Below are 22,833 nucleotides of genomic sequence, written 5' to 3' on the forward strand. Positions count from 1 at the left end.
CGTAAAATCTGCTCGCTTCGTCATGTAAGTTTCCTTTCAACTCAAGAAAACCTCTCCACTTTTACGAAGCAAGTCCACGGCTGGCTTTCCTCGGTTTTGGAAGGGAGAGATCCCTATGCCTGAGATCATCGAAACCACCGTCTATCGCTTGGGAGAACTTTCCGACGCGGCGAAGGACAAGGCCCGCGCCTGGTATCGTGAGGGCGGCTTCGACTATGACTGGTACGATGCCGTCTATGAGGATTTCCAGCGCATCGCCGAAATCCTCGGGCTCAACCTCAAGACCCGCACCGTCCGGTTGATGGACGGCGGCACACGGCAGGAACCGTGCATCTGGTTCCGGGGCTTCTGGTCACAAGGGGACGGTGCCTGCTTCGAATCTCTCTATTCCTACCGCAAACAGGCGCCGCACCTGATCCGGGAATACGCCCCGCAGGACACCGAACTGCACCGCATCGCCGATGCCCTTCAGGCGATCCAGCGCCGAAACTTCTATCAGATTCGCGCAGAGGCCAGCCATCGCGGCCATTATTATCACGAATACTGCATGTCGATCTCGGTCGAGCGCGACAGCCCGACCTGGCAGGACATGACCGCCGATGCCGAGGAGACGATCATCGAGGCGTTGCGCGATCTGGCCCGCTGGCTCTACCGCCAGCTTGAGCGCGAATATGACTATCTGTCCTCGGACGAAGCGGTCGATGAAACCATCGCCGCCAATGAATACACGTTCACCGAAGCCGGTCGCCGCTTCGGATGATCCCGAGAAGACACTGACAAGCGCCCCGCCGTCCGGTCGGGGCGCTTTTTCATGCTGCGCTTTGAGAGTGAGAGGTGGGCCGGAAAGGGTCAGGTCCGGGTGGTCGAGAGAGAGCGCTGTCCGGGCTTGTCCTTCCCGCTCTCCTGAGGTTCCCGACATGAACATGGTTTTCCCCGTAGCCGATCCGGTCACACCGCTGGCGGCCGCGCCTGCGATCCTGGCTGCGGCCAATCTCCTGCTCCCCCATCTCGAACGCGGTCAGCGTGTCGATGCCGCCACCTTGCGCGGTGCTATGGAAACGGCCTTCGGCGCGTCCGATGCTACCGGCGTCTGGGACTGGAAGATGGCTTATGAGGCGTGCGAGGTCGCAACGGTTCTCTTCCTGCGCAAATACGGAAAGGCGCTTTTCCGTAAAGCCGCGTCTCCGGCTACACGGGTTTCCGTGTTGGCAAAGATCGCGGGACTATTGCCCACGCAGACCCGGCGTTCCGAGGAAAGCCAGAACTTCCAGCAATTTTCGACGCCGATCCCCCTCGGCCTTGCCGCTCTGACGGCCGCCGCGATCACACCTGATGACAGGGTGCTGGAACCGTCCGCTGGCACCGGCCTTCTGGCGATCCTGGCGCAGATTGTCGGCAACTCGCTGATCCTCAACGAACTCGCCGACACCCGCGCCGATCTTTTGTCCTCGCTCTTTCCGGCCTTCGCCGTTACCCGGTTCGACGCCGCCCAGATCGACGATCATCTGGCCCCGGATGCCGTCCCGTCCGTGGTGCTGATGAACCCGCCATTCTCGGTCATGGCCAATGTCAGTGGGCGTGTCGCCGATGCGGCCTACCGCCATGTTGCCTCGGCGCTGGCCCGTCTTGCACCGGGCGGTCGGCTGGTGACGATCACCGGCGCAGGCTTTGGCCCCGAAGCTCCGGCATGGCGGGACGCCTTCATCCGCTTGCAGGCCCGTGGTCGCGTGGTGTTCAGCGCCGCCGTAGATGGCGCGGTCTATGCAAAGCACGGCACCACGATCGACACGCGGCTGACCGTGATCGACAAACTGCCCGCCGAGGATCCGGCGAGTTTTCCGGCCTCACCGGGGATCGCGCCTGATGTTGCCACGCTGATCGGATGGATCGAGGCGCATGTCCCGCAGCGTTCGCCGGTATCATTGCCGAAGATCGTGGCACCCGCTCTGACCGCCGCTCCGAAAACCGTGCGCGGCTATCTGGCCCGTGTGACAGCACCGCGGCCTGCTGCGGCTCCCGCCAACGATCCGGAGGGCGTCGAACTTGCCTATGAGACTGTGGACTGGACGCCACCGGAAGGCGTTCGGCTGTCCGACGCCATCTACGAGGAATATGCGCTGCAATCGCTGCGTATTCCCGGCGCGCAGCCGCATCCGACCAAGCTGGTGCAATCCGCCGCCATGGCCTCGGTCGCACCGCCGAAGCCTTCCTACCGGCCCATGCTGCCCGCCGACATCTGCACGCGTCTGTCGGATGCCCAGCTCGAAACCGTGATCTATGCCGGTGAAGCCCATGCCGATCATCTTGCCGGCAGCTGGACCGTGGACGAGCATTTCGACACTGTGAGCGCCGCGCACGAGGATGCTGCCGGATCGATCCGCTTCCGCCGGGGCTTCATGCTCGGTGACGGAACCGGCGCTGGCAAGGGTCGCCAGTCTGCCGCCATTATTCTCGACAACTGGCTGCGCGGTCGGCGCAAGGCGATCTGGATCTCCAAATCCGACAAGCTGATCGAGGACGCGCAGCGCGACTGGTCGGCGCTCGGCATGGAACGGCTGCTGGTCACGCCGCTGTCACGCTTCCCTCAAGGCGTAAAGATCAAGCTGTCGGAAGGCATCCTTTTTACCACCTATGCCACGCTGCGCTCCGACGACCGGGGCGAAAAGGTTTCGCGCGTCAAGCAGATCGTCGAATGGTTGGGGTCCGATTTCGATGGGGTCATCATCTTCGACGAGAGCCATTCCATGCAGAATGCCGGTGGCGGAAAAGGCGAACGCGGCGATGTCGCCGCCTCGCAGCAAGGACGTGCGGGCCTGCGGCTTCAGCACGCGCTGCCCGATGCCCGCGTGGTCTATGTCTCGGCAACCGGCGCCACCACCGTCCACAATCTCGCCTATGCGCAGCGCCTCGGCCTCTGGGGTGGTGAGGATTTTCCGTTCCATACGCGTGCAGAGTTCGTCGAGGCGATCGAAGCCGGTGGCGTTGCGGCCATGGAAGTGCTGGCCCGCGATCTGCGATCTCTCGGCCTCTATACCGCCCGGTCGCTCTCCTATGATGGCGTCGAATATGAACTGATCGAGCACCAGCTCACCGTCGAACAGCGCCGCATCTATGATGCCTATGCCGGGGCTTTCGCCGTCATTCACAACAATCTCGACGCGGCGATGGAGGCTGCGCACATCACACGCAGCGAGGGAACGCTGAACCGGCAGGCCAAATCCGCCGCCCGCTCAGCGTTCGAGTCCACCAAGCAGCGCTTCTTCGGCCACCTGCTGACCTCCATGAAAACACCGACTCTGATCCGCTCCATCGATGTCGATCTGGAAGCGGGCCATGCGGCCGTCATCCAGATTGTTTCGACCGGCGAGGCGCTGATGGAACGGCGGCTTTCCGAGATCCCGACCGAGGAATGGAACGATATTTCCGTCGATGTCACGCCGAGGGAATATGTAGGCTCGTATTTGCAGCATTCCTTCCCGGTGCAGCTCTATGAACCCTTCACCGATGGCGAGGGGAACCTCTCGTCACGCCCCGTCTTCCGTGATGGTCAGCCGGTGGAATGCCGCGAAGCCGTGGCCCGGCGCGACGAGATGCTGGAGCAACTCGGTTCGCTTCCGCCTGTCCCCGGTGCGCTCGACCAGATCGTCCAGCGCTTCGGCACGGATATGGTGGCGGAGGTCACGGGCCGTTCACGCCGGATCGTACGCAAGGGTGACGGGGCATCGGCACGTCTTGCGGTCGAGAACCGTGCGCCTTCTGCCAATCTTGCCGAGACTTCGGCCTTCATGGATGACCAGAAGCGCATTCTGGTCTTCTCTGATGCCGGTGGCACGGGGCGCAGCTATCACGCCGAACTCTCGGCGAAAAACCAGCGGCTGCGCGTGCATTACCTGCTGGAACCTGGCTGGAAGGCCGATGCCGCCATTCAGGGGCTGGGTCGCACCAACCGTACCAATCAGGCGCAGCCGCCGCTCTTCCGGCCCATCGCCACGGATGTCAAAGCCGAGAAGCGCTTTCTCTCGACCATCGCCCGCCGCCTCGACACGCTGGGCGCGATCACACGCGGCCAGCGCCAGACCGGCGGTCAGGGGCTGTTCCGTCCCGAGGATAATCTGGAATCCGCCTATGCTCGCGATGCGTTGCGCCAGCTCTATCTTCTGATTGTGCGCGGCAAGGTCGAGGGATGCTCGCTCGAACGGTTTGAATCCGCAACCGGCCTGAAGCTGATGGACGGCAATGGTGTGAAGGACGACCTGCCGCCGATCACCACCTTCCTCAACCGCCTGCTAGCATTGACCATCGAATTGCAGGGTATCCTGTTCGCCGCCTTCGAGCAGCTTCTGCAGGCGCGTATCGACGGGGCGATTGCATCCGGCACCTATGATATGGGGCTGGAAACGCTGAAGGCCGAAAGTTTCATCGTCACCGACCGGCAAGTGATCCACACCCATCCGGGCACCGGCGCGGAAACCCGGCTCCTGACGCTCACCGAGCGCAAACGCAATCAGCCGGTCACGCTCGATGCGGCCCTCGCGGAACTGGATGATCCCCGCGCAAGATTGCTCATCAACGAGCGATCCGGTCGCGCCGCCGTGCAGATCCCGACCACCAGCGTCATGCTGGATGATGGCGAGATCGAACGGCGCGTGCGGCTGATCCGTCCCATGGAGGCGATGAACATTCCGGTGCGGGCGACGGGCGAGACCCATTGGATCGAGGCTGACCGTGCCGCCTTCACCACAGCCTGGAAGGCGGAACTGGCCCAGGTGCCGGAGTTCACCGACAGCATCCTGCATATGGTGACAGGGCTGCTTCTGCCGATCTGGAAACGCCTGCCGCAGGACTCCGCCCGCGTCTATCGGCTCCAGACCGACGAGGGCGAACGCATCATCGGTCGCCGGGTATCGCCGGCCTGGGCCGCCAATGCTTCGACCAGTGGCGTCACCAACAGCCTGACACCGGATGCCGCCTATACCGCGCTGATCGAAGGTCGCACGATCCTTGATCTCGCCGAGGGGCTGCAATTGCGCCGCGTCCGCGTCATGGGCGCCAACCGGATCGAACTGACCGGCTTTACTGACGCGATGCGCGAACGGCTGCGGGCCTATGGCCTCTTCAGTGAGATCATCTCGTGGAAACTGCGCTTCTTCGTGCCCGTCGATGCAACAGGACCGGAGATCACCGGCAAACTGCTCGACCGCTTCCCGGCCCTGCGCATCGGTGAGCGGGAGGCCGCATAATGGCGCGTCTCAACGCTTCCGAACTGGCGCAGCGTCTCGGCCGACAGGCCGAGGCGGTGTGCCGTCACTATCTGTCGAATGGTCGCAAACAGGGCAATTACTGGCAGGTTGGTGATGTCCGAAACACGGCTGGCCGCTCCATGTTCGTCCGGCTGCACGACAGCGTGAAAGGCATTGCCGGCAAATGGCAGGACTCGGCCACGGGTGAATATGGCGATCTGCTGGACGTGATCCGGGACTCGCTCGGCCTGATCGACTTCGCAGACGTTGCCGAAGAGGCCCGGCGCTTCCTCAGCCTGCCGCATCCTGAACCGCAGCCGCCATCCCGTCAGTCCAGAACGCCAGCACCATCGGGATCATCCGAGGCAGCACGCCGCCTCTGGCGCATGACGCAGCCGCTGATCGGCAGTACCGCAGAAGCGTATTTACGCGGACGCGGCATTACGGATTTACGCCAAACCGCAAATCTGCGCTTCCATCCCAACTGCTACTGGCGGCCCGAGGACGATGGCACGACCGAAACATGGCCCGCCATGATCGCCGCCGTCACCGACCTCGATGGCAGGATCACCGGTGCGCACCGCACATGGCTGGCCCCTGACGGTTCCGGCAAGGCACCTGTCGATCCGCCGAGGAAGGCAATGGGCGACCTGCTCGGACATGCGGTTCGTTTCGGGGATGTGCGGGATGTCATGGCAGCGGGGGAAGGTATCGAAACCATCCTGTCGCTGCGTCAGGCTCTGCCCACCATGCCAATGGTTTCCGCACTCTCGGCCGGGCATCTCGCTGCCATCCTGTTCCCGCCGCACCTGCGCAGGCTCTATATCGTCCGCGACAACGATCCGGCAGGTGACAGCGCCCGCGATAGCCTGGTGGACCGGGCGCACGAGGTCGGGATCGAGACCATCACGCTCTCCCCCATGATGGGGGACTTCAACGAAGATCTCACAACTCATGGACTGGATGCCGTTCGGACAGAGATCCGGGTGCAAATCGCTCCCGAGGACGTCAGCCGCTTCATGGCTTCAATTGCATAGCCGGCACGGGGCCGTGATCGGACCGTTCCGATCCTGTCATGCGTGCAGGCTGCATCCTGTCATCAGCAGAGGACCGCGCCTTGGCCTTCCGAGAGGGCGATCGGCCCACAAACGCTCCGGTCAGGCAATGGCGGCGCCCGACTGATTTCCGTCGGCGGGCAAGCCCGCCTTTACAGCGCGAAACAAATCAGCCGGGCTTTGCCATCAAGGCCCTCGCCAGAGGCTCGCGCTGCCAGACCGGAGCGCCCGTGGGCGTGTCTCGCCATGAAGGCCGCGACGGTCGCGGTCCAACTGACGGAAGCATCCCATGTACGCGCACGACGATTTCGAACCCGATCACAGCACGTCCCCGACCGGCCATGCCATCGAAGAACTCGAACTCTACGGCTACCGTCCCTCCGAAGACGAGGCCGATCCCCGGATTACACCCGAAGATCACGTCATCCAGGGCGCAGTTTCCGACATCTTCGACGCCCTGATTTCCACCATGGCCGACACCAGCCTCGATTTCGACCTCGACGAGATCCTCTGGTCCACCGTCAACACCTTCCACCGCGCTGTCGAGCGGATCGAGACCAAACTCGACGATAACGAGCAGGCACAGAAGCGCCTTCAGCGTGAACAGGATGGCAGCGAGGTCAAATCCGTCCAGCTCGAAACCCTGATCGGCGCGGGACAAAGCCTGATCGAGCGCCGCGACAGCATGGAAACCTTCCGCGATACCGCCGCCGACATCTATCTGCGCACCACCGGAACGCCCTGGTCGCAACGCTCCGGCTCACGGGTCAACCATCGCCAGATGACCTCGGCCATGATCGACAGCCGCGACTTCATCGCCGCAAAACGCCGGGCCGACAACGAGGTGCTGCTGCCCGCCGGACCGAAAATCGCTTTCTCGGGCGGTGACACCACCGATCACCGGACGATCTGGGCCAAGCTCGATCAGGTCCACGCCAAGCACCCGGACATGGTGCTGATGCATGGCGGATCGCCCAAGGGCGCGGAACGCATCGCGGCCACATGGGCTAATAACCGCAAGGTCGCACAGGTCGCCTTCAAACCTGACTGGGCGAAACATGCCAAGGCAGCACCGTTCAAGCGCAACGACCAGATGCTCGACATCATGCCGATCGGGGTCATCATCTTCCCCGGCACCGGCATTCAGGACAACCTTGCCGACAAGGCCCGCAAGATGGGCATCCCAGTCTATCGCTTCGGGACCGGCAGCGCGTGAGCGCTGCCGGTTCGGCATAACGCCATTGCGCACTACTGCAAGAGCGCCAGGTCCTCCCAGCGAATCCGGAGATAACGGCCTGAGCGCTTTGGCAATTGCTTGCGGCTGACCATTCGCCCGGAGACCTGGAACTCCGCATTTATTTTGACCACGAGCAACTTGTTGAAATGCCTCGATGTATCCACCATCACTACGTCCTTGGTCTTGAAAGGTGTGATGGTTTTGATTTCGACATGATCGTTTTCGAGCCTGCCGTCCGAACCCTGCGCGTAGGTCTTGTTCAACTTGATGCCGTAGGTGATGGCACCGAACAGCTCACCGATGTCGCCATACACGGACAAATGCAGGCCCGTCTCCAGATGGTAGCTCTCAGCGAGTGAGATCAGGTCCTCAAAATACGGGATCATTGATCGGATGGCCTTTGGATACTTCGCTCCCCATTCCTTGTGGCGAAGCTGTTCGTCAATGTCTGACCAGCTTACCCATTCGCCATCGTCGTAAAATGCCCGATCTGACCAATCGACTTCTGCCATAAAGTTTAACCCGCATCCTTCCGCCCAACGATATGGTCATCGTAGAGGTGCAGCAGATACTGGTCCACCAGACGCATAAGCTTTCTCATTCAAACTGCGAGTTTTCGGACAGGCCTGGCCTCGAAAGCCATCGCTTCTCGCGCGGTGAGAGGAATGCTGCTATGCTGTGATTGCGCCATGGTGGTGGTGGAAGGCGCAACCGTCCAACCTTTTGCACGGAGACACCACCATGATCGTTCTCGGAATCCTCGTTTCCATCGCAGCCATCGGCACCATGTGCTGGCTGCTGTTCAATCTCGCCGTATTCGCTTTGCCGTTCTTTATTGGCCTGAATGCAGGCGCCTTGGCCTATGATACTGGGGCTGGCTGGCTCGGCGGCATCGTCGTTGGTCTTCTCGCCGCCGGTCTGACGCTGGCTGTTGGTCAGGGCCTGCTCATGCTGATCCGCCCGATGTGGGCGCGTCTGCTGATTGCTCTGGCCTTCGTCGCTCCGGCGGGAATGGCCGGATTTTACGCCACGCTCGGTATTGTCAAGCACATGATGCCCTCGGAGATATGGCAACTCATCTTCTCGGTGATCGGAGCGGTTGCGGTGGGCGTGACGGCGTTCCTGCGCGTTGCGGGCATGGCGGCAACCGACCACGCGGACGGCGGCTTTGCACGAACCTGAACCGCAATGATCCGTTGATGGCGACCAGAAGCGGATGCTGATCGTCTTCCGTCTTCGTCAGGAAAATGGTGACAGACAGCGGCCAATCACCGGATCAACCTGGGGCACAGACGCGGCCCATAGGAGCGCAGGACGGTCGGCACCAGCGCGTGCAGACTGACGGAAACCCGCGGGTGGTGGCATGCCGGTGGAACAGGCCGGAAGCAGAGATGCGCATGATCTGAGACGCAGGGTGACAGGAAAGGCCGGTGTTGCCGGTCAGGTCATCCTGATGGAGCCTCAAGGTTGCCACATCTCCGTTCAGCCCCCGTGTCTCGACCACTCCAAACGGCCTCTTCAATGGCCTGATCTGGCCGAAGAGCAGCGCGATGCGCTTCGACCGCTTTAGCGCAACAGCGTCGTCACAACTTTCTTCCCCTGACGGCAGAGCCGCCATTCCGCGCGGAACAAGAAAGTTCCTCCTGTGCTGTCCAGCCCCCGAGGGGGTGCGCCAGCGTTCGTCTCCGGCCGGTCGATCGCCATAGAGGCCGCAATGGTGCGGGCTCGGAAACGGAAAACGGAGACTTAAAATGGCAACCATCGGCACCTTCAAGAAGACCGGCTCGAACGAATTCACCGGCGACATCGTCACCCTCAGCGTCCAGGCCAAGGGCGTGCGCATCATCCCCGACCTGCGCGCTACCGGCGAAAACGCCCCCAGCCACCGGGTTCTGGTCGGCCGCGCCGAGATCGGCGCCGCCTGGTCCAAGCGCTCCAACGAGGGCCGCGACTATCTGGGCCTCAAGCTGGACGATCCGAGCTTCAACGCTCCGATCTACGCCAACCTCTTCGATGACGAAGAAGGCGAAACCTTCTCCCTCATCTGGTCCCGCCCCAACGGTCGCCGCGGCGACTAAGGCGCGGCACAAAGGCCCCGACCGCAAGGTCGGGGCCTTTCTCATGTCCGCGGGAAAGTCGTCACGCCACCGCGCCCTGTCGTGTCTGGCACGGATCAGGCGCTTAGGATCGGGATGATGGTTTTGACATGGGCGTCGATGCGCTCCAGCACGGGCGGCGGGACCACTTCGCGCTCCGGCAGTGTCCACCATTTCGTATCAATGCGTTTCACCGTCTCGACAACGGCCTTGAGCACGGCTGGCTCGGGAAGCCTTGCCCGATTGGCAAACGTCTTCCAGCGGGCCGGGGCCAAGCCCTTGAAGGCCCGCTCGCCGCCCAGAGACAGCGCCAGCCCATCTGCCGGAATATAGGGCACGGTCGAAAGCATGTCGTAGATCGGTGCTAGAGCGGGCGTGTCGCCGTCGCCCGGATAGATCAGCGACCAGTTCTTGAGGTGCATGTCGCCATTGCCCATGACCACCGAGAAGGTCAGCCGCCGGACAAACTCCAGCGCGGCGAACGGCGAGATCGCAACATTCAGCACAGAGGCGATGTCGTGGGAGGCGGCGCCATCATATTTGCGCGCCGGGTACAGGCCGAAAACCTGCGCGAAATCCTCGATATGGATGCGCTGCCCGTCTGCCCCGCGATCAAAACGCCGCACGAGCAGGACCAGCCCCTCGGCAAGTGTTTCAAACTCTTCGGGAATGCCCTCGAACTGGTCTCGGCTGACCAGTTCCCGCTCGGACACATTCATGCCGATGGCTTCGGCAAGCGCGAGGTTCGCGAACTCGTTCTCCGACACGCCCGGAAAGGCGGTCGAGGGGAATTTCGCAATATATTGGCCCTCGTCATCCCCGAGCGGCAAGGTCAGCCCGCCGCCCTTGCCGGTGTTCTTCATCACCGAGAGCTTCATCTGCACGCCTGCCAGCGAGAAGCGGGCCTTGGGCCGTCCTTGGGTTGGCGCCGCCCCGATGCCGGGTTGACCGTCACTGGGCAGCACCCGAACGGCCCCCGGCAAATCCGCACCAAGGGTGGCCAGGAGATCGAAATCATTCCCCGACCGCACATTACCCGCATGGTGCTTTTCCATCGCCTCGCGCAGCCGGTCTTCGGGCAGCAGGTTGGCAAAGAAGGGCGGCAGGCTGCCTGCGACGGGTCGCGGATCCTTGCGCAAGCCCCCTGATGCCGCGCGAAGGGATAGGCTCAGAACCGGATGGCCTCCAGTCGCGCGATAGGCCGGATCAAGGCTGAAGGCGTAGAAATCACCCGGCGTCCTGACGATCGTGCCAACCTTCGCACTGTTCAGGAACACGTCCAGCGCGGTGATGGTCTCAGCGGTACGGACGGCTGTCATCGTCGCTCTCCGGTTGCGGGCTGAAGGCCGGATGATCATCCTCGGCCTCGGGGCGCAAAAGCGCCTCGATGGCGGGCACCATTGCCTGCGGGACCAGCATCATTTCCAGCCCAAGCGCCCTGGCAATGTTGATCAATGTCGTGGTGCGCGCAGCCGCCGCCCCCGTCTCGATGTCGCGGTAGCGCGGGCGCGAAATGCCCGCAAGATCGGCCACCTGCTCCTGCGTCAACCCCGCTGCAAGACGCGCGCGGCGAAAATGGTCGCCGATCAGCCTCAGTGTTTCTTCTTCCGCCTTCATGTGATGCCTTTACGGATCATTTTTGCTGCACTGATCTGGATGGGTACCATATCCAGCGCAAAACGCAAAGAAAATGATCTCCAAACATATCACTATCATTTCCCATGGAGCGTTTAGGGATCATTCTGCGCTGGTCGGCGTTACGGCCAGCACAAGTGCTGCAATTGCGGCATACAGGCGAATCAGTCGGGCTGCATGCTCAGCCGTGCAGATAACGCCCTGACCAGATTCGACGATTTCGTATGGCGTATCGGGCGAAGACGACTAAAATAGCCGTAGTTCTGGAATGCGCGCCGGTCGCGATGGGAGGTGATCATGCATGATCACCGCTCGACAGTCGCGGGCCGCACGCGCGTTGCTGGGTTGGACGCAGGAGACGCTCGCTGACAAGGCCCGAATATCGCTGACTGCCCTGAAACGCCTTGAGTCCGAGAACCGGCTCGAGGTGTATGAGACAACGCGGGATCAGGTGCGCCGGGCGCTTGAAGCAGCAGGGATTGTTCTCCTGTCCACGGATCGCGGGCAAGGAGTGTTGCTGGTACATGGCCAAGACGAGAAGAGACACCGACAGATCCATGACGCCTGACGGGCGCGGGCGGAATCATCGATCCGCTGCGGCGGCCTGTGCTCTGTGGCGACCCCCGACATGACATCTCCGCTTCCCCCCTTCGACGATATTGCACCTGTTAGCGACGAGCTGACCGAATATGACCGCGCGCATATCAAGCTCTATATGCGGCTGCTCGATGCCGCCGATGATGGGGCGGAATGGGCCGAAGCCGTCAATGTGCTGTTCGGAATTGATCCTGTTCGGGAACCTGAACGCGCCCGGCAGGTCCATGACAGCCATCTGGGACGGGCGCGCTGGATGACACAGAGCGGCTATCGTCAGCTGCTGCGTCATCCGACAGATCGGACCTGACCTCGCCGCCGTCGCACCAGTGATGCCTTCAGAGCATCACCCCATGTCTTTGTTCTGGCTTCCATCTCGGTAGAGGCACCGCAATTCTTTCACGCTCCACCTGTGCAGTTTCAACCAGGAGCGGAGCAATGAAGCCGGATACATCCCGCTGGCGAGACCAGGACCAGTATGAATTCTACGATGCGCTGCCCGTTGAGGGCGTCGCCTGGGAATGCCTGCGCCGTAACGCGTCCTATCAGGCCTGTTTCGATGACCTTGTAGCGCAAGGCGCCGGGCATCTTCCCCTTGCGGATCACGTCCAACATCGCTGGGGGTTGCGATTTCCCGGCAGACCCCGGCTTTTCCGCGCTCGACCAACCGGTCATCTGGTCGCCTGTTGCCAATCCGGACATGCTGATGCTCGGGGCAGCGCCCGATTTTCTTCCGCCTTCTCCGTCCGCCTTATCGGTCGATTTTGCTGATGCCATCTGCGGACCAGAGGGGACATATGGTGTCTGTGACGTCAGCGACGGCGTTCAATATCTGATCCTCGCCGACACCGATGCCAATTCGCAGCCGGCGATCATCCTGCCACTTGACCAAAATCTGCCGGATCGGCTCGAAGCCATTCTCAGGCTCTGGCACATGCTGGCCGGGAAACCCGCGCGCCGCGACCCCAGGATGACGCCGTATCAGCGCCGGCGGTTTCGCCTGATGATGCAAGCTGCCGACGGAAACGCCAACCACGCGACCTATCGTGAGATTGCCATCGCCATCTACGGAGAGGCGCGCGTTCGCGCTGAGCCGTGGAAGACATCGGCTTTGCGCGCCTCTGTCATTGCCCTTGTCCGATCTGCCGCCGCGCTGATCGACGGCGGTTATCAGGACCTTTTGCGCCATCGTCGCAAACCCTGACACTGACGTCTGATCGAGGGTGAGGATTCTACCCCTTCGATCTTCCTCATCCCCCATGCCGCCGCGCCTTCGCCACCGTGCGCATGTCATGCCGTTGATCGTCAGCGGCATCCTGCACAACCACGGAGGCCACCCCATGCGACCTGATCTCGCCGCCTTGCCGCCACGCTACCTGCGCACCAAGGAAGCCGCCGATTTCCTCAGCCTGTCCGCGCGCACACTGGAAAAGCACAGAACCTACGGAACCGGACCTGCCTATCACAAGCTCGGCGGCCGCGTTGTCTATTCGGTCGAGGATCTCGCAGCCTGGGTTGCGCGCGGATCGGTTACCTCCACGTCGGACCCACGCGGACAGGTTCTCCCGGCGAAACCTCTGCCGCCGACCGCATTCACCTCGCCCAAGCGCATTACGCGCTGAACACGGCGGTCAGCCCTTGATGGCAGCGCAGCACCCATCCGCCTCGGAACGCGGGCAACTCGATCTGTTTCGGGCGCTTCCCGGTGAACTCGCGCCACGAGACGCGCAGGATCTCATGGCCTATCCTTTCTTTTCCCTTTCCAAATCGCACCGTATCCGCCCGATTGACTTTGCCTTGGGCAACGTCTCGATCCGTGTCGAAGCTGTTCCCGATCACGGTATGGCGACGATCTGGGACGCCGATATACTGATCTGGGCGGCCAGCCAGATCGTGGAAGCGCGGGACGCCGGTCTGCGCACGTCGCGCCTGATGGCGGCAACGCCTTATGAAATCCTGACATTCACAGGGCGCGGAACCTCCCTGAGGGACTATCAGCGCCTGAAGGCGGCGCTGGACCGGCTGCAATCGACCACGGTTGCAACCTCGATCCGCCAGCGCGCGAATGGACGGCGACATCGTTTTTCGTGGATCAACGAATGGCACGAGCGGACCGATGCCAATGGCCGCCCGGACGGCATCGAGATGATCGTGCCCGACTGGTTCTACAGTGCGGTTCTGGATGACGCCCTGATCCTCACCATCGACCGGGCCTATTTCAATCTGACCGGCGGGCTGGATCGCTGGCTCTATCGCCTGGTGCGCAAGCATGGTGGGCGGCAGAAAAACGGTTGGCGGTTCGACTTCCGTCACCTGCACCAGAAATCGGGCAGTCTGTCGCCGTTCAAGCGCTTCGCCTTCGAGCTGCGCGACATTATCCGCCGCCAGCCACTGCCCGGCTACACCCTGTTCGCCGAGGTCGAAACCGGCGGCCGGATGCTGCTCGCTTTCGAGCCTGTCCCGGCCTGTGGAAAACCTGTGGATAGTCTCGTGCTATCGGGAACCCGGACTATCGTGCCATCAGGAACCGGAGGCTCGTGCTATCGGGAACCCAAACACCGCTTATCCTTCGGTAACAAAAGCGAAAATCGCGCCCTTAACTTAGAGTCTAACACAGAATCTAACTTTGAAGAGCGGCGGCGCGATGTGGAAAAGCTCATCGCGAAGGTTGGCGCGACGCTGAAATCGGGTGTCCGCAAAGGCAAGCTGACACACGCAAACCCAGGAACAATCGCGCCAGCGAACACGCCTGAACTTCCTCGTGGCAAGCCTGGGGGGCGGCGATGATCGTCGCGCTCCTCAATCAGAAAGGCGGCGTGGGCAAGAGCACGCTGGCGCTGCATCTCGCCGGAGTTTGGGCTGCGCAAGGCAAGCGCGTCATCCTGATCGATGCCGATCCGCAAGGCTCCGCACTCGACTGGTCGCAGCGGCGCAGCCATGAGGGGCTGCCGAGGCTATTCACCGTCATTGGCCTTGCCCGCGATACGCTGCACAGGGAAGCGCCGGAGCTGGCGCGTGACGCCGATCATGTCGTCATCGATGGTCCGCCCCGTGTCGCCGGTCTGATGCGCTCTGCGCTGCTTGCAGCCGATCTGGTGCTGATCCCGGTGCAGCCATCGCCCTTCGACGGCTGGGCCTCGGCCGAGATGCTGGCGCTTCTGAACGAAGCACGCATCTATCGTCCCGAGCTTGCCGCCCGCTTTCTGCTGAACCGATGTGGGGCGCGCACCGTGATCGCTCGCGAAACGGCCGAGACACTGGCTGACCATGATCCGCCCTTGCTGGCCACGACGATCGGCCAGCGTGTCGCCTTCGCCGAAACCGCACAGACCGGACGGCTGGTATCGGAGACCGATGGCGGCGAACGGGCCGCACGGGAAGTCACAGCGCTGGTGGCCGAGATCGATAGCCTCGGGATCGGGAGGATCGTGCCATGACCCGTCCGCCCGTCAAATCCGGCTTCGCATCGCGTCCGGGCAATCCCGATAGCTGGGTCAGAGCTGCCGATGCGCCGACAACCGGCAAGTCGGCGACGGAGGCGTTCACCGCCCGCCTGACCATCGACATTACGCCCGAACTGCGCGGGCGCATCAAGGTTGCCGCTTTCCGGCGCGGTGTCACCGTCGCCGTCATGCTGCGCGCTTTGCTCGACAGCCAGTTTCCACCCACCGAAGGAGATCCGTCATGATCGGGAGAACCGGGCGTGGCGCGCATGAGCGTCCGTTGGCGGACGGTCCAGCGCCCTTCACCACATTTGTCGAACTGACCTTCCAGAAGCGGAATGTCGAGCGCTGGATACGCTTCGGCCACAAGAGCTTTGAGCAGATCATCGACCGCCGCCGCAGTCTCGTCGGCTTCGCACCCGAAAGCATCTTCGCCTTCGTCCGCTGGGCCTCCAACGATTACGGCACCATCGTCTCGCGGCTCGACATCCTGCGCGCTGTCGGACGTGGCGAACCGTTCCAGACCGTGCCCTTCGTTCGTCCTGGCGGTGAGATCCTGCTGCGTATCGATGGCTGGCCAAAGGTCCAGCGGGTGCTGGCCCTGATCGATGCCGTGGACGCGCTTGGCGTCGATCCGGCGGATGTTGCGCCGGATCATTGGCGGCACGTCCACAACCACATGATCGCCGGCCAGGAACCCAATCCCTACACCCCGGAGCGCCATGCCGCATGGGTCAGCCGCCGGAGGATTGCACCATGAGCCGCCGTCATATCCTCGCCGTGACAATGATAGCCGTTGGCACGCTTGTCGTCACGGCTGTCGTCGATCTGCCAACCCGGCTGATCTGGAATGCGACCGCCAGCGCCCCCATCGGCCTCTACACGGTTGCTCCCGCCGATGCGCTCGAAATTCCCGAACTCGTCGCCATCATGCCGCCTGAACCGCTGGAGCGGTTCATGGTCGAGCGCGGCTATATCGGGCGCGGCGTGCCGCTGCTGAAGCGCGTCCTCGGCCTGCCGGGACAGCGCGTCTGCCGCAGCGGTGCGACGATCACCGTCGATAACGCCGAGATGGGGGACGCGCTGGAGCGCGACCGCATGGGACGCGATCTGCCGGTCTGGCAGGGCTGCCGCATCATCCGCGACGGCGAACTCTTCCTCATGAATTGGGAAATCCGGGACAGCCTCGACGGCCGTTACTTCGGACCTGTTCTCGCCAGTTCCGTCATCGGGCGGGCGCTTCCGCTCTGGACCGATGAGGAAGGCGATGGCCGCTACGAATGGCGGGCGGTCACGCATTGAACCCACGCCAAACCCACAAACACAGGAGACATACAATGCCACAGATCGGTCAATTCTCGCGTGACGCATCCGGCTTCGCGGGTCAGCTCGTAACGCTCACCATGAAGCGCGATCTCGTCATCGTGCCCGCTGAACAATCCGCTGCGGAGAATGCACCGGACTATCGCGTTCATTTCATTGAACATGACGGGCCGGAGGTCGGCGCTGCATGGAAACGCACCGGCGAAAAGGCTGGCGAATATCTCTCGGTGCTGCTCGACGATCCCGCCTTACCGCAGCCGATCCGCGCCAATCTGTTTCGCGACGACGATGCAGGCTCGTCATGGTCGCTGCACTGGAGCCGCCCGCGGCCCCGCGAAGATCGGGACTGAGATCATGCGATCCCGCACCCTTCTTCTCTTCACGGCCCTGCTGTCGGCTGGCAGCGGCTCGATGCCGGCCATGGCGCAGGTCACGACGCAACCTGCGCCCGTCACCGCGCATCCCCATGCTGCGTTCATTGCCGAGGCATCACTGCGCTTCGGCATACCAGAGCATTGGATTCGAGCCGTGCTGCGTGTGGAGAGTGCGGGCGATGTGCGCGCCATTTCATCGGCGGGCGCGATGGGACTGATGCAGGTCATGCCCGATACCTGGGCGGGCCTGCGCCGCCGCCATGGTCTCGGGCGCGACCCTTACGATCCGCGCGATAACATCCTCGCAGGCACGGCGTATCTGCGCGAGATGTGGAACCGCTACGGCAATGTCGCGGCCATGCTTGCCGCCTACAATGCCGGTCCCGGTCGCTATGACGAGCATCTGGCGACGGGCCGCGTTTTGCCCGCAGAAACACGCGCCTATGTCGCCACGCTCGCACCTGTTCTCGGCAGTGCGACTGTGCCTGATGTGCCGATAATCGTGCCGCCGCCACCGGATTGGCGCGAAGCTCCGCTCTTCGTTGCGCAATCCGGCGGCATTTCAGCGGCGGTTGATCAGCCATCGAGCGACATCCACGCAACCGCTTCTCTGCGCGATCCCGCCGTTCAGGAGCCGCAGGACAGCGGCATATTCGTGGCCCGTGCGAGCAATGGAGATGCGCCATGAGCATGGCGTCTCCACGCGCCTTCGGTCCGCTTTCGGTGTGCAGTCAGGCTTGGGTGCGCCTGGCAGCATTCCTGGCAGGAAGGGCAAATAGGGAAGGAAAGGCGGAGGGCAAGATAAAGGAAACCGGCACCCTGTCGGGGCGGTTTCTGGGCAAGCCCTTGTCTGCACACTGTTTTGGGACGCGGCGCACGGCACCATGCTTTTGGGCCTCGCGTGCCGCGATATGGCGCAAAGCCTTGGCGTTGCTGGGTTTTGACCGGCACTCTAACCGAATATCGGCCGATTTTCCGCCGTCACGGCTTCGGATGCGACGATGAGTGGCGACGACGAGAACCGCTTTCTCCCGAAGCCTGGCCGCATCAGGTCGGACGTGCCGAAGGCGGGCAAGGCGAAGAGCTTTCTGACGCAGGCAAAGAAGCTGGCGCGTCAGCATAGCAACAGCCCCGGCAGATCATCTTCATTCGCATCACGGACATCCTCGTCGTCTTCATCTGGTTCTGCCGGAAAGAGCGGGAAGGCGTCGCAGGCTGGCAAAGGTCCGGGCGTCAAGCGTGGTCGTGGTGCGGCCTTTGTCCGCGCCCGAACCCTGTCGGGCGGCTGGCGTCACAGTACGGCCGGAGCGCGCCGCGTCGTCGTCAAAACCCGTTATGTCCAAGGCGCGGGAAAGAATGGCAAAGGGGCTGCCCATCTGCGTTATATCCAGCGAGACGGGACATCGCGTGATGGCGAGCGCGGCCAGCTTTATTCGGCGAACGAGGACCGCGCCGATGGAGATGCGTTTCTTGACCGCGGCAAGGATGATCGCCACCAGTTCCGCTTCATCGTCTCGCCGGAAGATGCCGCCGATCTTTCCGATCTCACCGAGCACACCCGCGATCTGATGAGCCGCATTGAGGGCGATCTTGGCACGAAGCTCGATTGGGTGGCGGTCAATCACCACAATACCGGCCATCCCCATGCCCATATCATCGTTCGGGGGAAGGACGATCTGGGCGAGAACCTGGTTATCAATGGCGACTATCTCGCCAATGGTATTCGTGAGCGGGCGAGCGAACTGACCACGCTGGAACTCGGCCCCGTGACCGAGATCGAGCAGAGCCGCAAGCTGTCTGCCGAAATCGATCAGGACCGCTTCACGCGCATCGACCGCGCCATGACCGAGGAAGCCGAAGAAAGGTTCCTCGATCTGCGCCACGAACCGGCAGATGCACGCCGCCAGTTCAACCGCACACTTCGCCTGCGCCGTCTCGCCAAGCTGGAAAAGATGGGGCTGGCTACGGAACATGCACCCGGCGTCTGGGAGCTTGGCGCGAAGATGGAACCGGCGCTGCGTGAACTCGGTGAGCGCGGTGACATCATCCGCAACATGCACAAGGCGCTGAAGGCCGATGGGCAGGAACGTGATCCGATGACCTTCCAGCTTCACGATGCCGCACCCGCGGCGCCCATCACCGGCCGCGTCGTGGACAAATATCCCACCGACGAGATGGGCGAGAACCTGACGCTCGTGGTGGACGGCATCGACGGGCGAACACACCATCTTCCCGGCATTGATCCGGCCCGCGTCGAAGATGCCCGGATCGGCAGCATCGTGGAAGTCGGTCCCGCCGATACAGCACAACGTCCCTCTGATCGTACCATCGCTGCGATCTCGGAAAATGGTATCTACCGACCGAGCCGCCACCTCGAACAGGCGAAGTTCGAGGGACGTGTGCCGGGTGGCGATTATGAGGGCTATGTCGATGCCCATGTCCGGCGATTGGAATCGCTACGCCGGGCCGGGATTGCCGAGCGGATCGACGCCGACCAGTGGCACATCCCCGAAGACTTCGAGAGCCGCGCCACCGCCTATGATGCCGGTCGCAACCGGCAGGCCAGCATCCGTGTCGTCTCGACCTTCGATCTGGAAAAGCAGATCGGCGCGGATGGCGCGACCTGGCTGGACCGGCGATTGGTCACACCGGACGCCTCGGACCTTACCCCGGCAGGGTTCGGCCAGCAGGTGCGCGAGGCTATGGACCAGCGGCGTGAACACCATATCGCACAGGGCGATGCCACGCGGCAGCAGAATGGACGCATCCTCTATCGGCGCAACCTGCTCGCCAATCTGCGAGAAAGGGAAGTGGCCCGCGTCGGTGCGGAAATGGCCAGCAGCAAAGGCTTGCCGTTCCGGGCGGCTGCCGATGGCGAAAATATCAGCGGCAAGTTGACCGGGACCGCACATCTATCGAGCGGCAAGTTCGCCATTGTCGAAAAGAGCCACGAGTTCACTCTTGTCCCATGGCGGCCAGTGATCGACCGCCAGCTCGGCCGCGAGATTGCGGGCATCGTGCAGGGTGGATCGGTATCGTGGCAAATGGGGCGAACACGAGGGCTCGGGATTTGAGCCTTTGCCGATCTGGCACCTCGCAAATTGTTCTGTCGACATCGACATCTGAAAGGGCCTGTCCGATGTGCCGCCGATAGTATCCGGCAACACGGCACCCCTGCTTTTCCTGTTGCCGCTTTCGAAAACGTCTATTCTTTGATCGGCTCCGACTCTCTTGCCGATTGGAGCCTGTATGCGTGGTGGCCGAATACTCTGGGGCCAGATCATTGTCGTATTCACCATTGTCCTGGTGATGGTCTGGACTTCGACACAATGGGTGGCCTTCCGCCTTGGCTTTCAGCCCCAGCTCGGCAATCCATGGTTCGATGTTGCGGGATGGCCGGTCTATTATCCTCCGGCCTTCTTCTGGTGGTGGTTTTCCTATGACGCCTATGCGCCCGGTATTTTCACCGAAGGCGCGTTCATCGCCACGTCCGGGGCGTTGTTCGCTATCGCCGCCGCTTTTTTCATGTCGATCATCCGGGCGCGCGAGGCGCGCAACGTCGCCACCTACGGTTCTGCGCGATGGGCCGAGGACAAGGAAATCCATGCTGCCGGACTGCTCGGTCCCGATGGCGTGGTCCTTGGCAGGCACAGCAAGGACTATCTCCGGCACGACGGCCCCGAGCATGTCCTTTGTTTCGCGCCCACCCGATCAGGCAAAGGCGTCGGTCTCGTTGTGCCGACGCTGCTGACCTGGCCGGGAAGTTGCATCGTGCACGACATCAAGGGTGAGAACTGGAATCTGACGGCCGGCTTCCGGTCCCATCACGGCCGCGTCCTGCTGTTCGATCCGACCAATGTGCATTCCGCAGCTTACAACCCGCTGCTGGAAGTCCGTCAGGGGGAGTGGGAAGTCCGCGATGTCCAGAACATCGCGGATATTCTGGTCGATCCCGAGGGCAGTCTCGACAAGCGCAACCATTGGGAAAAGACCAGCCATTCGCTACTGGTCGGCGCCATCCTGCATGTTCTCTATGCCGAGAAGGACAAGACGCTGGCGGGGGTCGCGAGCTTTCTGTCCGATCCGCGCCGTCCGGTCGAGGCGACCTTGCGCGCCATGATGGACACGCCGCATCTGGGCGAAGCCGGTGTGCATCCCGTCATCGCCTCATCGGCACGCGAGCTGTTGAACAAATCCGAGAACGAACGCTCCGGCGTGCTGTCCACGGCGATGTCCTTTCTCGGTCTCTACCGAGATCCGGTCGTGGCCCGCGTGACGGCCCGCTGCGACTGGCGCATTGCTGATCTGGTCGGAGCAAAAGAACCGGTCAGCCTCTACCTCGTCGTACCGCCCTCGGACATCAATCGGACCAAGCCGCTGATCCGTCTGATCCTCAATCAGGTCGGGCGGCGGCTGACCGAGGAACTGGAAACCACCGGAAAACGCCATCGTCTCCTGTTGATGCTGGACGAGTTCCCCGCGCTCGGGCGGCTTGATTTCTTTGAATCGGCGCTCGCCTTCATGGCCGGCTACGGCCTCAAAGCGTTCCTGATCGCGCAGTCGCTCAACCAGATCGAGCGGGCCTATGGACAGAACAACGCCATTCTCGACAACTGCCATGTGCGTGTCGCCTTTGCCGCAAACGATGAACGCACCGCCAAGCGGATCAGTGATGCGCTCGGCACGGCCACGGAAATGCGCGATTCCACCAACTATGCGGGCCATCGCCTCGCGCCCTGGCTCGGGCATCTCATGGTTTCGCGGCAGGAAACAGCGCGGCCGCTCCTGACACCGGGCGAGATCATGCAGCTTCCGCCAACCGACGAGATCGTCATGGTAGCGGGTGTGCCGCCCATCCGCGCCGCCAAGGCGCGCTACTATGCCGATGCGCGGCTTCAGGAACGGGTGCTGCCGCCGCCCGATCTGCACAAGCAGTCGGTGAAGATGGAAACATCGGCACCAGACGACTGGACGAGCCGTGTTGTTGCGGCCGCGGCCGGCCACGGACCCGCGTCGAACAGGTCCGACGACGATCCTGCCAATGCCGGTATCCGTCTTGAGCCGGAGCTTCCCGAACATGAGGAAATCATCCCGCCACCACCGCCGCCATCGCAGGAGTTCGATTTTCTCGATGATGAGCCCGACGTCGATGCCGCCAAAGCCCGTGCCATGCGTCAGCGGATGCGCATGGTCGCGCGGCAGGCGTCACTCGACCCAAATGACGGCATCGAGCTTTGAGAAGGAAGACAGGCATGACGAGCCGCACCCGCATGAATGTCTACTTCTCCCCGGATCTGCTGAAGCAGGTCGAGGGTCTGGCGCTGCGTCGCAATGTTTCAAAATCCGCAGTGATCGAGGCTGCGGTCGCATCCTTCCTGTCCGGTGACACGACCGAACGGCTGGAAGCCGCAATGTCGCGACGCCTGGATAAGCTTGGCCGCCAGTTCGATATGCTGGACGAAGATGTCGCCATCCTCGGCGAGACGCTTTCGCTGTTCGTACAATTCTGGCTCACCATGACGCCGCCGCTGTCAGATAGCGCGAAACAGTCGGCACGCATCAAGGGCAACGAGCGCTTCGAAGGCTTCATGCAGACGCTGGGCAAGCGCCTGGCTTCCGGCGACAGATTCCTGAAAGAGTTGTCGCGGGATATCGATTCGCTTCACGATCTTTCGTCACAAGGCCAGTCCGAAGCGGATGGAAACCAGCTCTGAACTTTCGATCCATCCTATTTACCGCCCTGCGCCGCCGATGCCCGCACACGCGTAAACATCTGTTGAAACGGCCCTAAATCAGGTTCTTTTAATCGACCCCAATCCGGGGTCCGTCTTTTGCG

Annotated in this window: 25 protein-coding genes; 22 read left to right on the forward strand and 3 right to left on the reverse strand. The window is 62.4% G+C overall.

Annotated elements, in window-relative coordinates:
* The first annotated feature begins 115 nt into the window (after positions 1–115).
* The 4 genes from JNC80_RS18085 (at position 116) to JNC80_RS18100 (ending at position 7,511) form a co-directional block, all read left to right on the forward strand.
* Positions 116–760 carry a DUF8835 domain-containing pootine gene (locus tag JNC80_RS18085; RefSeq protein WP_299363755.1) on the forward strand — a complete coding sequence of 215 codons (645 nt, stop codon included), beginning with the start codon at positions 116–118 and terminating at the stop codon, positions 758–760.
* A gap of 157 nt (positions 761–917) precedes the next feature.
* On the forward strand, positions 918–5,240 hold the full coding sequence (locus tag JNC80_RS18090) for a strawberry notch-like NTP hydrolase domain-containing protein (protein WP_376711159.1): 4,323 nt from the start codon (positions 918–920) through the stop codon (positions 5,238–5,240).
* Complete coding sequence (locus tag JNC80_RS18095; protein WP_376711160.1) at positions 5,240–6,277, forward strand: DUF7146 domain-containing protein; 1,038 nt, start codon at positions 5,240–5,242, stop codon at positions 6,275–6,277. Before JNC80_RS18090 ends, JNC80_RS18095 begins: the two co-directional genes overlap by 1 nt.
* A gap of 307 nt (positions 6,278–6,584) precedes the next feature.
* Positions 6,585–7,511, forward strand: a complete 927-nt coding sequence (locus JNC80_RS18100; protein WP_009450561.1) for a DUF2493 domain-containing protein — start codon at positions 6,585–6,587, stop codon at positions 7,509–7,511.
* A gap of 32 nt (positions 7,512–7,543) precedes the next feature.
* Here the strand turns inward: JNC80_RS18100 and JNC80_RS18105 are convergent, their stop codons facing one another.
* On the reverse strand, positions 7,544–8,044 hold the full coding sequence (locus JNC80_RS18105; protein ID WP_376711161.1) for a hypothetical protein: 501 nt from the start codon (positions 8,042–8,044) through the stop codon (positions 7,544–7,546).
* Positions 8,045–8,273: 229 nt separating this feature from the next.
* Between JNC80_RS18105 and JNC80_RS18110 the strand changes: the two genes are divergently transcribed.
* From JNC80_RS18110 to JNC80_RS18120, 3 genes are all read left to right on the forward strand, one after another.
* On the forward strand, positions 8,274–8,714 hold the full coding sequence (locus JNC80_RS18110; protein WP_038146389.1) for a hypothetical protein: 441 nt from the start codon (positions 8,274–8,276) through the stop codon (positions 8,712–8,714).
* Between the two features lie 181 nt (positions 8,715–8,895).
* A complete protein-coding gene (locus tag JNC80_RS18115; protein ID WP_081874956.1) occupies positions 8,896–9,102 on the forward strand; it encodes a hypothetical protein in 207 nt (68 codons plus the stop codon).
* A 181-nt stretch (positions 9,103–9,283) separates the two neighbouring features.
* Positions 9,284–9,610: a DUF736 domain-containing protein gene (locus JNC80_RS18120; protein WP_038146388.1), complete on the forward strand. Its 327-nt coding sequence runs from the start codon at positions 9,284–9,286 to the stop codon at positions 9,608–9,610.
* A gap of 95 nt (positions 9,611–9,705) precedes the next feature.
* Here the strand turns inward: JNC80_RS18120 and JNC80_RS18125 are convergent, their stop codons facing one another.
* Positions 9,706–10,947: a type II toxin-antitoxin system HipA family toxin gene (locus JNC80_RS18125; RefSeq protein WP_376711162.1), complete on the reverse strand. Its 1,242-nt coding sequence runs from the start codon at positions 10,945–10,947 to the stop codon at positions 9,706–9,708.
* Positions 10,925–11,245, reverse strand: a complete 321-nt coding sequence (locus JNC80_RS18130) for a helix-turn-helix domain-containing protein (RefSeq protein WP_009450556.1) — start codon at positions 11,243–11,245, stop codon at positions 10,925–10,927. The genes JNC80_RS18125 and JNC80_RS18130 overlap by 23 nt, the downstream gene beginning before the upstream one ends.
* 319 nt (positions 11,246–11,564) lie before the next feature.
* Here JNC80_RS18130 and JNC80_RS18135 point away from each other — a divergent pair, with 319 nt between their 5' ends.
* The 15 genes from JNC80_RS18135 (at position 11,565) to JNC80_RS18205 (ending at position 22,711) form a co-directional block, all read left to right on the forward strand.
* Entirely contained in the window at positions 11,565–11,831 is a 267-nt protein-coding gene (locus JNC80_RS18135) for a helix-turn-helix domain-containing protein (RefSeq protein ID WP_020818551.1), read from the forward strand.
* Between the two features lie 60 nt (positions 11,832–11,891).
* Positions 11,892–12,167 (forward strand): DNA -binding domain-containing protein, encoded by a 276-nt coding sequence (locus tag JNC80_RS18140; RefSeq protein WP_020818552.1) that lies wholly within the window; start codon positions 11,892–11,894, stop codon positions 12,165–12,167.
* A 128-nt stretch (positions 12,168–12,295) separates the two neighbouring features.
* Complete coding sequence (locus tag JNC80_RS18145; protein ID WP_376711163.1) at positions 12,296–12,628, forward strand: transcriptional regulator domain-containing protein; 333 nt, start codon at positions 12,296–12,298, stop codon at positions 12,626–12,628.
* Positions 12,564–13,061 (forward strand): DUF2285 domain-containing protein, encoded by a 498-nt coding sequence (locus JNC80_RS18150; protein ID WP_376711164.1) that lies wholly within the window; start codon positions 12,564–12,566, stop codon positions 13,059–13,061. The genes JNC80_RS18145 and JNC80_RS18150 overlap by 65 nt, the downstream gene beginning before the upstream one ends.
* Before the next feature lie 136 nt (positions 13,062–13,197).
* A complete protein-coding gene (locus JNC80_RS18155; protein WP_010336149.1) occupies positions 13,198–13,479 on the forward strand; it encodes a helix-turn-helix transcriptional regulator in 282 nt (93 codons plus the stop codon).
* Positions 13,480–13,498: 19 nt separating this feature from the next.
* Positions 13,499–14,644, forward strand: coding sequence for a replication initiator protein A (locus tag JNC80_RS18160; RefSeq protein WP_376711165.1), 1,146 nt, complete (start codon positions 13,499–13,501; stop codon positions 14,642–14,644).
* Positions 14,641–15,294: a ParA family partition ATPase gene (gene parA, locus JNC80_RS18165; RefSeq protein ID WP_376711166.1), complete on the forward strand. Its 654-nt coding sequence runs from the start codon at positions 14,641–14,643 to the stop codon at positions 15,292–15,294. Before JNC80_RS18160 ends, parA begins: the two co-directional genes overlap by 4 nt.
* Positions 15,291–15,545, forward strand: a complete 255-nt coding sequence (locus tag JNC80_RS18170) for a ribbon-helix-helix protein (RefSeq protein WP_376711167.1) — start codon at positions 15,291–15,293, stop codon at positions 15,543–15,545. Before parA ends, JNC80_RS18170 begins: the two co-directional genes overlap by 4 nt.
* Positions 15,542–16,060: a DUF2840 domain-containing protein gene (locus tag JNC80_RS18175; protein WP_376711168.1), complete on the forward strand. Its 519-nt coding sequence runs from the start codon at positions 15,542–15,544 to the stop codon at positions 16,058–16,060. The genes JNC80_RS18170 and JNC80_RS18175 overlap by 4 nt, the downstream gene beginning before the upstream one ends.
* Positions 16,057–16,602: a S26 family signal peptidase gene (locus JNC80_RS18180; RefSeq protein WP_376711169.1), complete on the forward strand. Its 546-nt coding sequence runs from the start codon at positions 16,057–16,059 to the stop codon at positions 16,600–16,602. The genes JNC80_RS18175 and JNC80_RS18180 overlap by 4 nt, the downstream gene beginning before the upstream one ends.
* A 35-nt stretch (positions 16,603–16,637) precedes the next feature.
* A complete protein-coding gene (locus JNC80_RS18185; RefSeq protein WP_376711170.1) occupies positions 16,638–16,973 on the forward strand; it encodes a DUF736 domain-containing protein in 336 nt (111 codons plus the stop codon).
* A gap of 4 nt (positions 16,974–16,977) precedes the next feature.
* The gene (locus JNC80_RS18190) at positions 16,978–17,685 is read left to right on the forward strand and encodes a lytic transglycosylase domain-containing protein (protein WP_376711171.1); all 708 of its coding nucleotides are present in this window, start codon (positions 16,978–16,980) and stop codon (positions 17,683–17,685) included.
* Positions 17,686–18,565: 880 nt separating this feature from the next.
* Positions 18,566–20,071, forward strand: a complete 1,506-nt coding sequence (locus JNC80_RS20045) for a DUF3363 domain-containing protein (RefSeq protein ID WP_510186706.1) — start codon at positions 18,566–18,568, stop codon at positions 20,069–20,071.
* A 175-nt stretch (positions 20,072–20,246) separates the two neighbouring features.
* Complete coding sequence (locus JNC80_RS18200; protein WP_088233914.1) at positions 20,247–22,235, forward strand: conjugal transfer protein TraG; 1,989 nt, start codon at positions 20,247–20,249, stop codon at positions 22,233–22,235.
* A 14-nt stretch (positions 22,236–22,249) separates the two neighbouring features.
* Positions 22,250–22,711, forward strand: coding sequence for a ribbon-helix-helix domain-containing protein (locus JNC80_RS18205; RefSeq protein WP_015740163.1), 462 nt, complete (start codon positions 22,250–22,252; stop codon positions 22,709–22,711).
* The last annotated feature ends 122 nt before the right edge of the window (positions 22,712–22,833 follow it).

The organism is Pseudochrobactrum lubricantis (genome assembly GCF_041929865.1).
Classification (GTDB): Bacteria; Pseudomonadota; Alphaproteobacteria; order Rhizobiales; family Rhizobiaceae; genus Pseudochrobactrum; species Pseudochrobactrum saccharolyticum.

Excerpts from the sequence above, each read along its gene's own strand:
- JNC80_RS18155 (WP_010336149.1), top strand. The coding sequence starts at position 13,198 with ATGCGACCTGATCTCGCCGCCTTGCCGCCACGCTACCTGCGCACCAAG.
- JNC80_RS18200 (WP_088233914.1), top strand. The coding sequence starts at position 20,247 with ATGCGTGGTGGCCGAATACTCTGGGGCCAGATCATTGTCGTATTCACC.
- JNC80_RS18185 (WP_376711170.1), top strand. The coding sequence starts at position 16,638 with ATGCCACAGATCGGTCAATTCTCGCGTGACGCATCCGGCTTCGCGGGT.
- JNC80_RS18115 (WP_081874956.1), top strand. The coding sequence starts at position 8,896 with ATGCCGGTGGAACAGGCCGGAAGCAGAGATGCGCATGATCTGAGACGC.
- JNC80_RS18110 (WP_038146389.1), top strand. The coding sequence starts at position 8,274 with ATGATCGTTCTCGGAATCCTCGTTTCCATCGCAGCCATCGGCACCATG.
- JNC80_RS18180 (WP_376711169.1), top strand. The coding sequence starts at position 16,057 with ATGAGCCGCCGTCATATCCTCGCCGTGACAATGATAGCCGTTGGCACG.
- JNC80_RS18160 (WP_376711165.1), top strand. The coding sequence starts at position 13,499 with ATGGCAGCGCAGCACCCATCCGCCTCGGAACGCGGGCAACTCGATCTG.
- JNC80_RS18190 (WP_376711171.1), top strand. The coding sequence starts at position 16,978 with ATGCGATCCCGCACCCTTCTTCTCTTCACGGCCCTGCTGTCGGCTGGC.
- JNC80_RS18205 (WP_015740163.1), top strand. The coding sequence starts at position 22,250 with ATGACGAGCCGCACCCGCATGAATGTCTACTTCTCCCCGGATCTGCTG.
- parA (WP_376711166.1), top strand. The coding sequence starts at position 14,641 with ATGATCGTCGCGCTCCTCAATCAGAAAGGCGGCGTGGGCAAGAGCACG.
- JNC80_RS18095 (WP_376711160.1), top strand. The coding sequence starts at position 5,240 with ATGGCGCGTCTCAACGCTTCCGAACTGGCGCAGCGTCTCGGCCGACAG.
- JNC80_RS18085 (WP_299363755.1), top strand. The coding sequence starts at position 116 with ATGCCTGAGATCATCGAAACCACCGTCTATCGCTTGGGAGAACTTTCC.
- JNC80_RS18135 (WP_020818551.1), top strand. The coding sequence starts at position 11,565 with ATGATCACCGCTCGACAGTCGCGGGCCGCACGCGCGTTGCTGGGTTGG.
- JNC80_RS18090 (WP_376711159.1), top strand. The coding sequence starts at position 918 with ATGAACATGGTTTTCCCCGTAGCCGATCCGGTCACACCGCTGGCGGCC.
- JNC80_RS18140 (WP_020818552.1), top strand. The coding sequence starts at position 11,892 with ATGACATCTCCGCTTCCCCCCTTCGACGATATTGCACCTGTTAGCGAC.
- JNC80_RS18120 (WP_038146388.1), top strand. The coding sequence starts at position 9,284 with ATGGCAACCATCGGCACCTTCAAGAAGACCGGCTCGAACGAATTCACC.
- JNC80_RS18170 (WP_376711167.1), top strand. The coding sequence starts at position 15,291 with ATGACCCGTCCGCCCGTCAAATCCGGCTTCGCATCGCGTCCGGGCAAT.
- JNC80_RS18145 (WP_376711163.1), top strand. The coding sequence starts at position 12,296 with ATGAAGCCGGATACATCCCGCTGGCGAGACCAGGACCAGTATGAATTC.
- JNC80_RS18150 (WP_376711164.1), top strand. The coding sequence starts at position 12,564 with ATGCTCGGGGCAGCGCCCGATTTTCTTCCGCCTTCTCCGTCCGCCTTA.
- JNC80_RS18100 (WP_009450561.1), top strand. The coding sequence starts at position 6,585 with ATGTACGCGCACGACGATTTCGAACCCGATCACAGCACGTCCCCGACC.
- JNC80_RS20045 (WP_510186706.1), top strand. The coding sequence starts at position 18,566 with ATGAGCCGCATTGAGGGCGATCTTGGCACGAAGCTCGATTGGGTGGCG.
- JNC80_RS18175 (WP_376711168.1), top strand. The coding sequence starts at position 15,542 with ATGATCGGGAGAACCGGGCGTGGCGCGCATGAGCGTCCGTTGGCGGAC.
- JNC80_RS18105 (WP_376711161.1), bottom strand. The coding sequence starts at position 8,044 with ATGGCAGAAGTCGATTGGTCAGATCGGGCATTTTACGACGATGGCGAA.
- JNC80_RS18130 (WP_009450556.1), bottom strand. The coding sequence starts at position 11,245 with ATGAAGGCGGAAGAAGAAACACTGAGGCTGATCGGCGACCATTTTCGC.
- JNC80_RS18125 (WP_376711162.1), bottom strand. The coding sequence starts at position 10,947 with ATGACAGCCGTCCGTACCGCTGAGACCATCACCGCGCTGGACGTGTTC.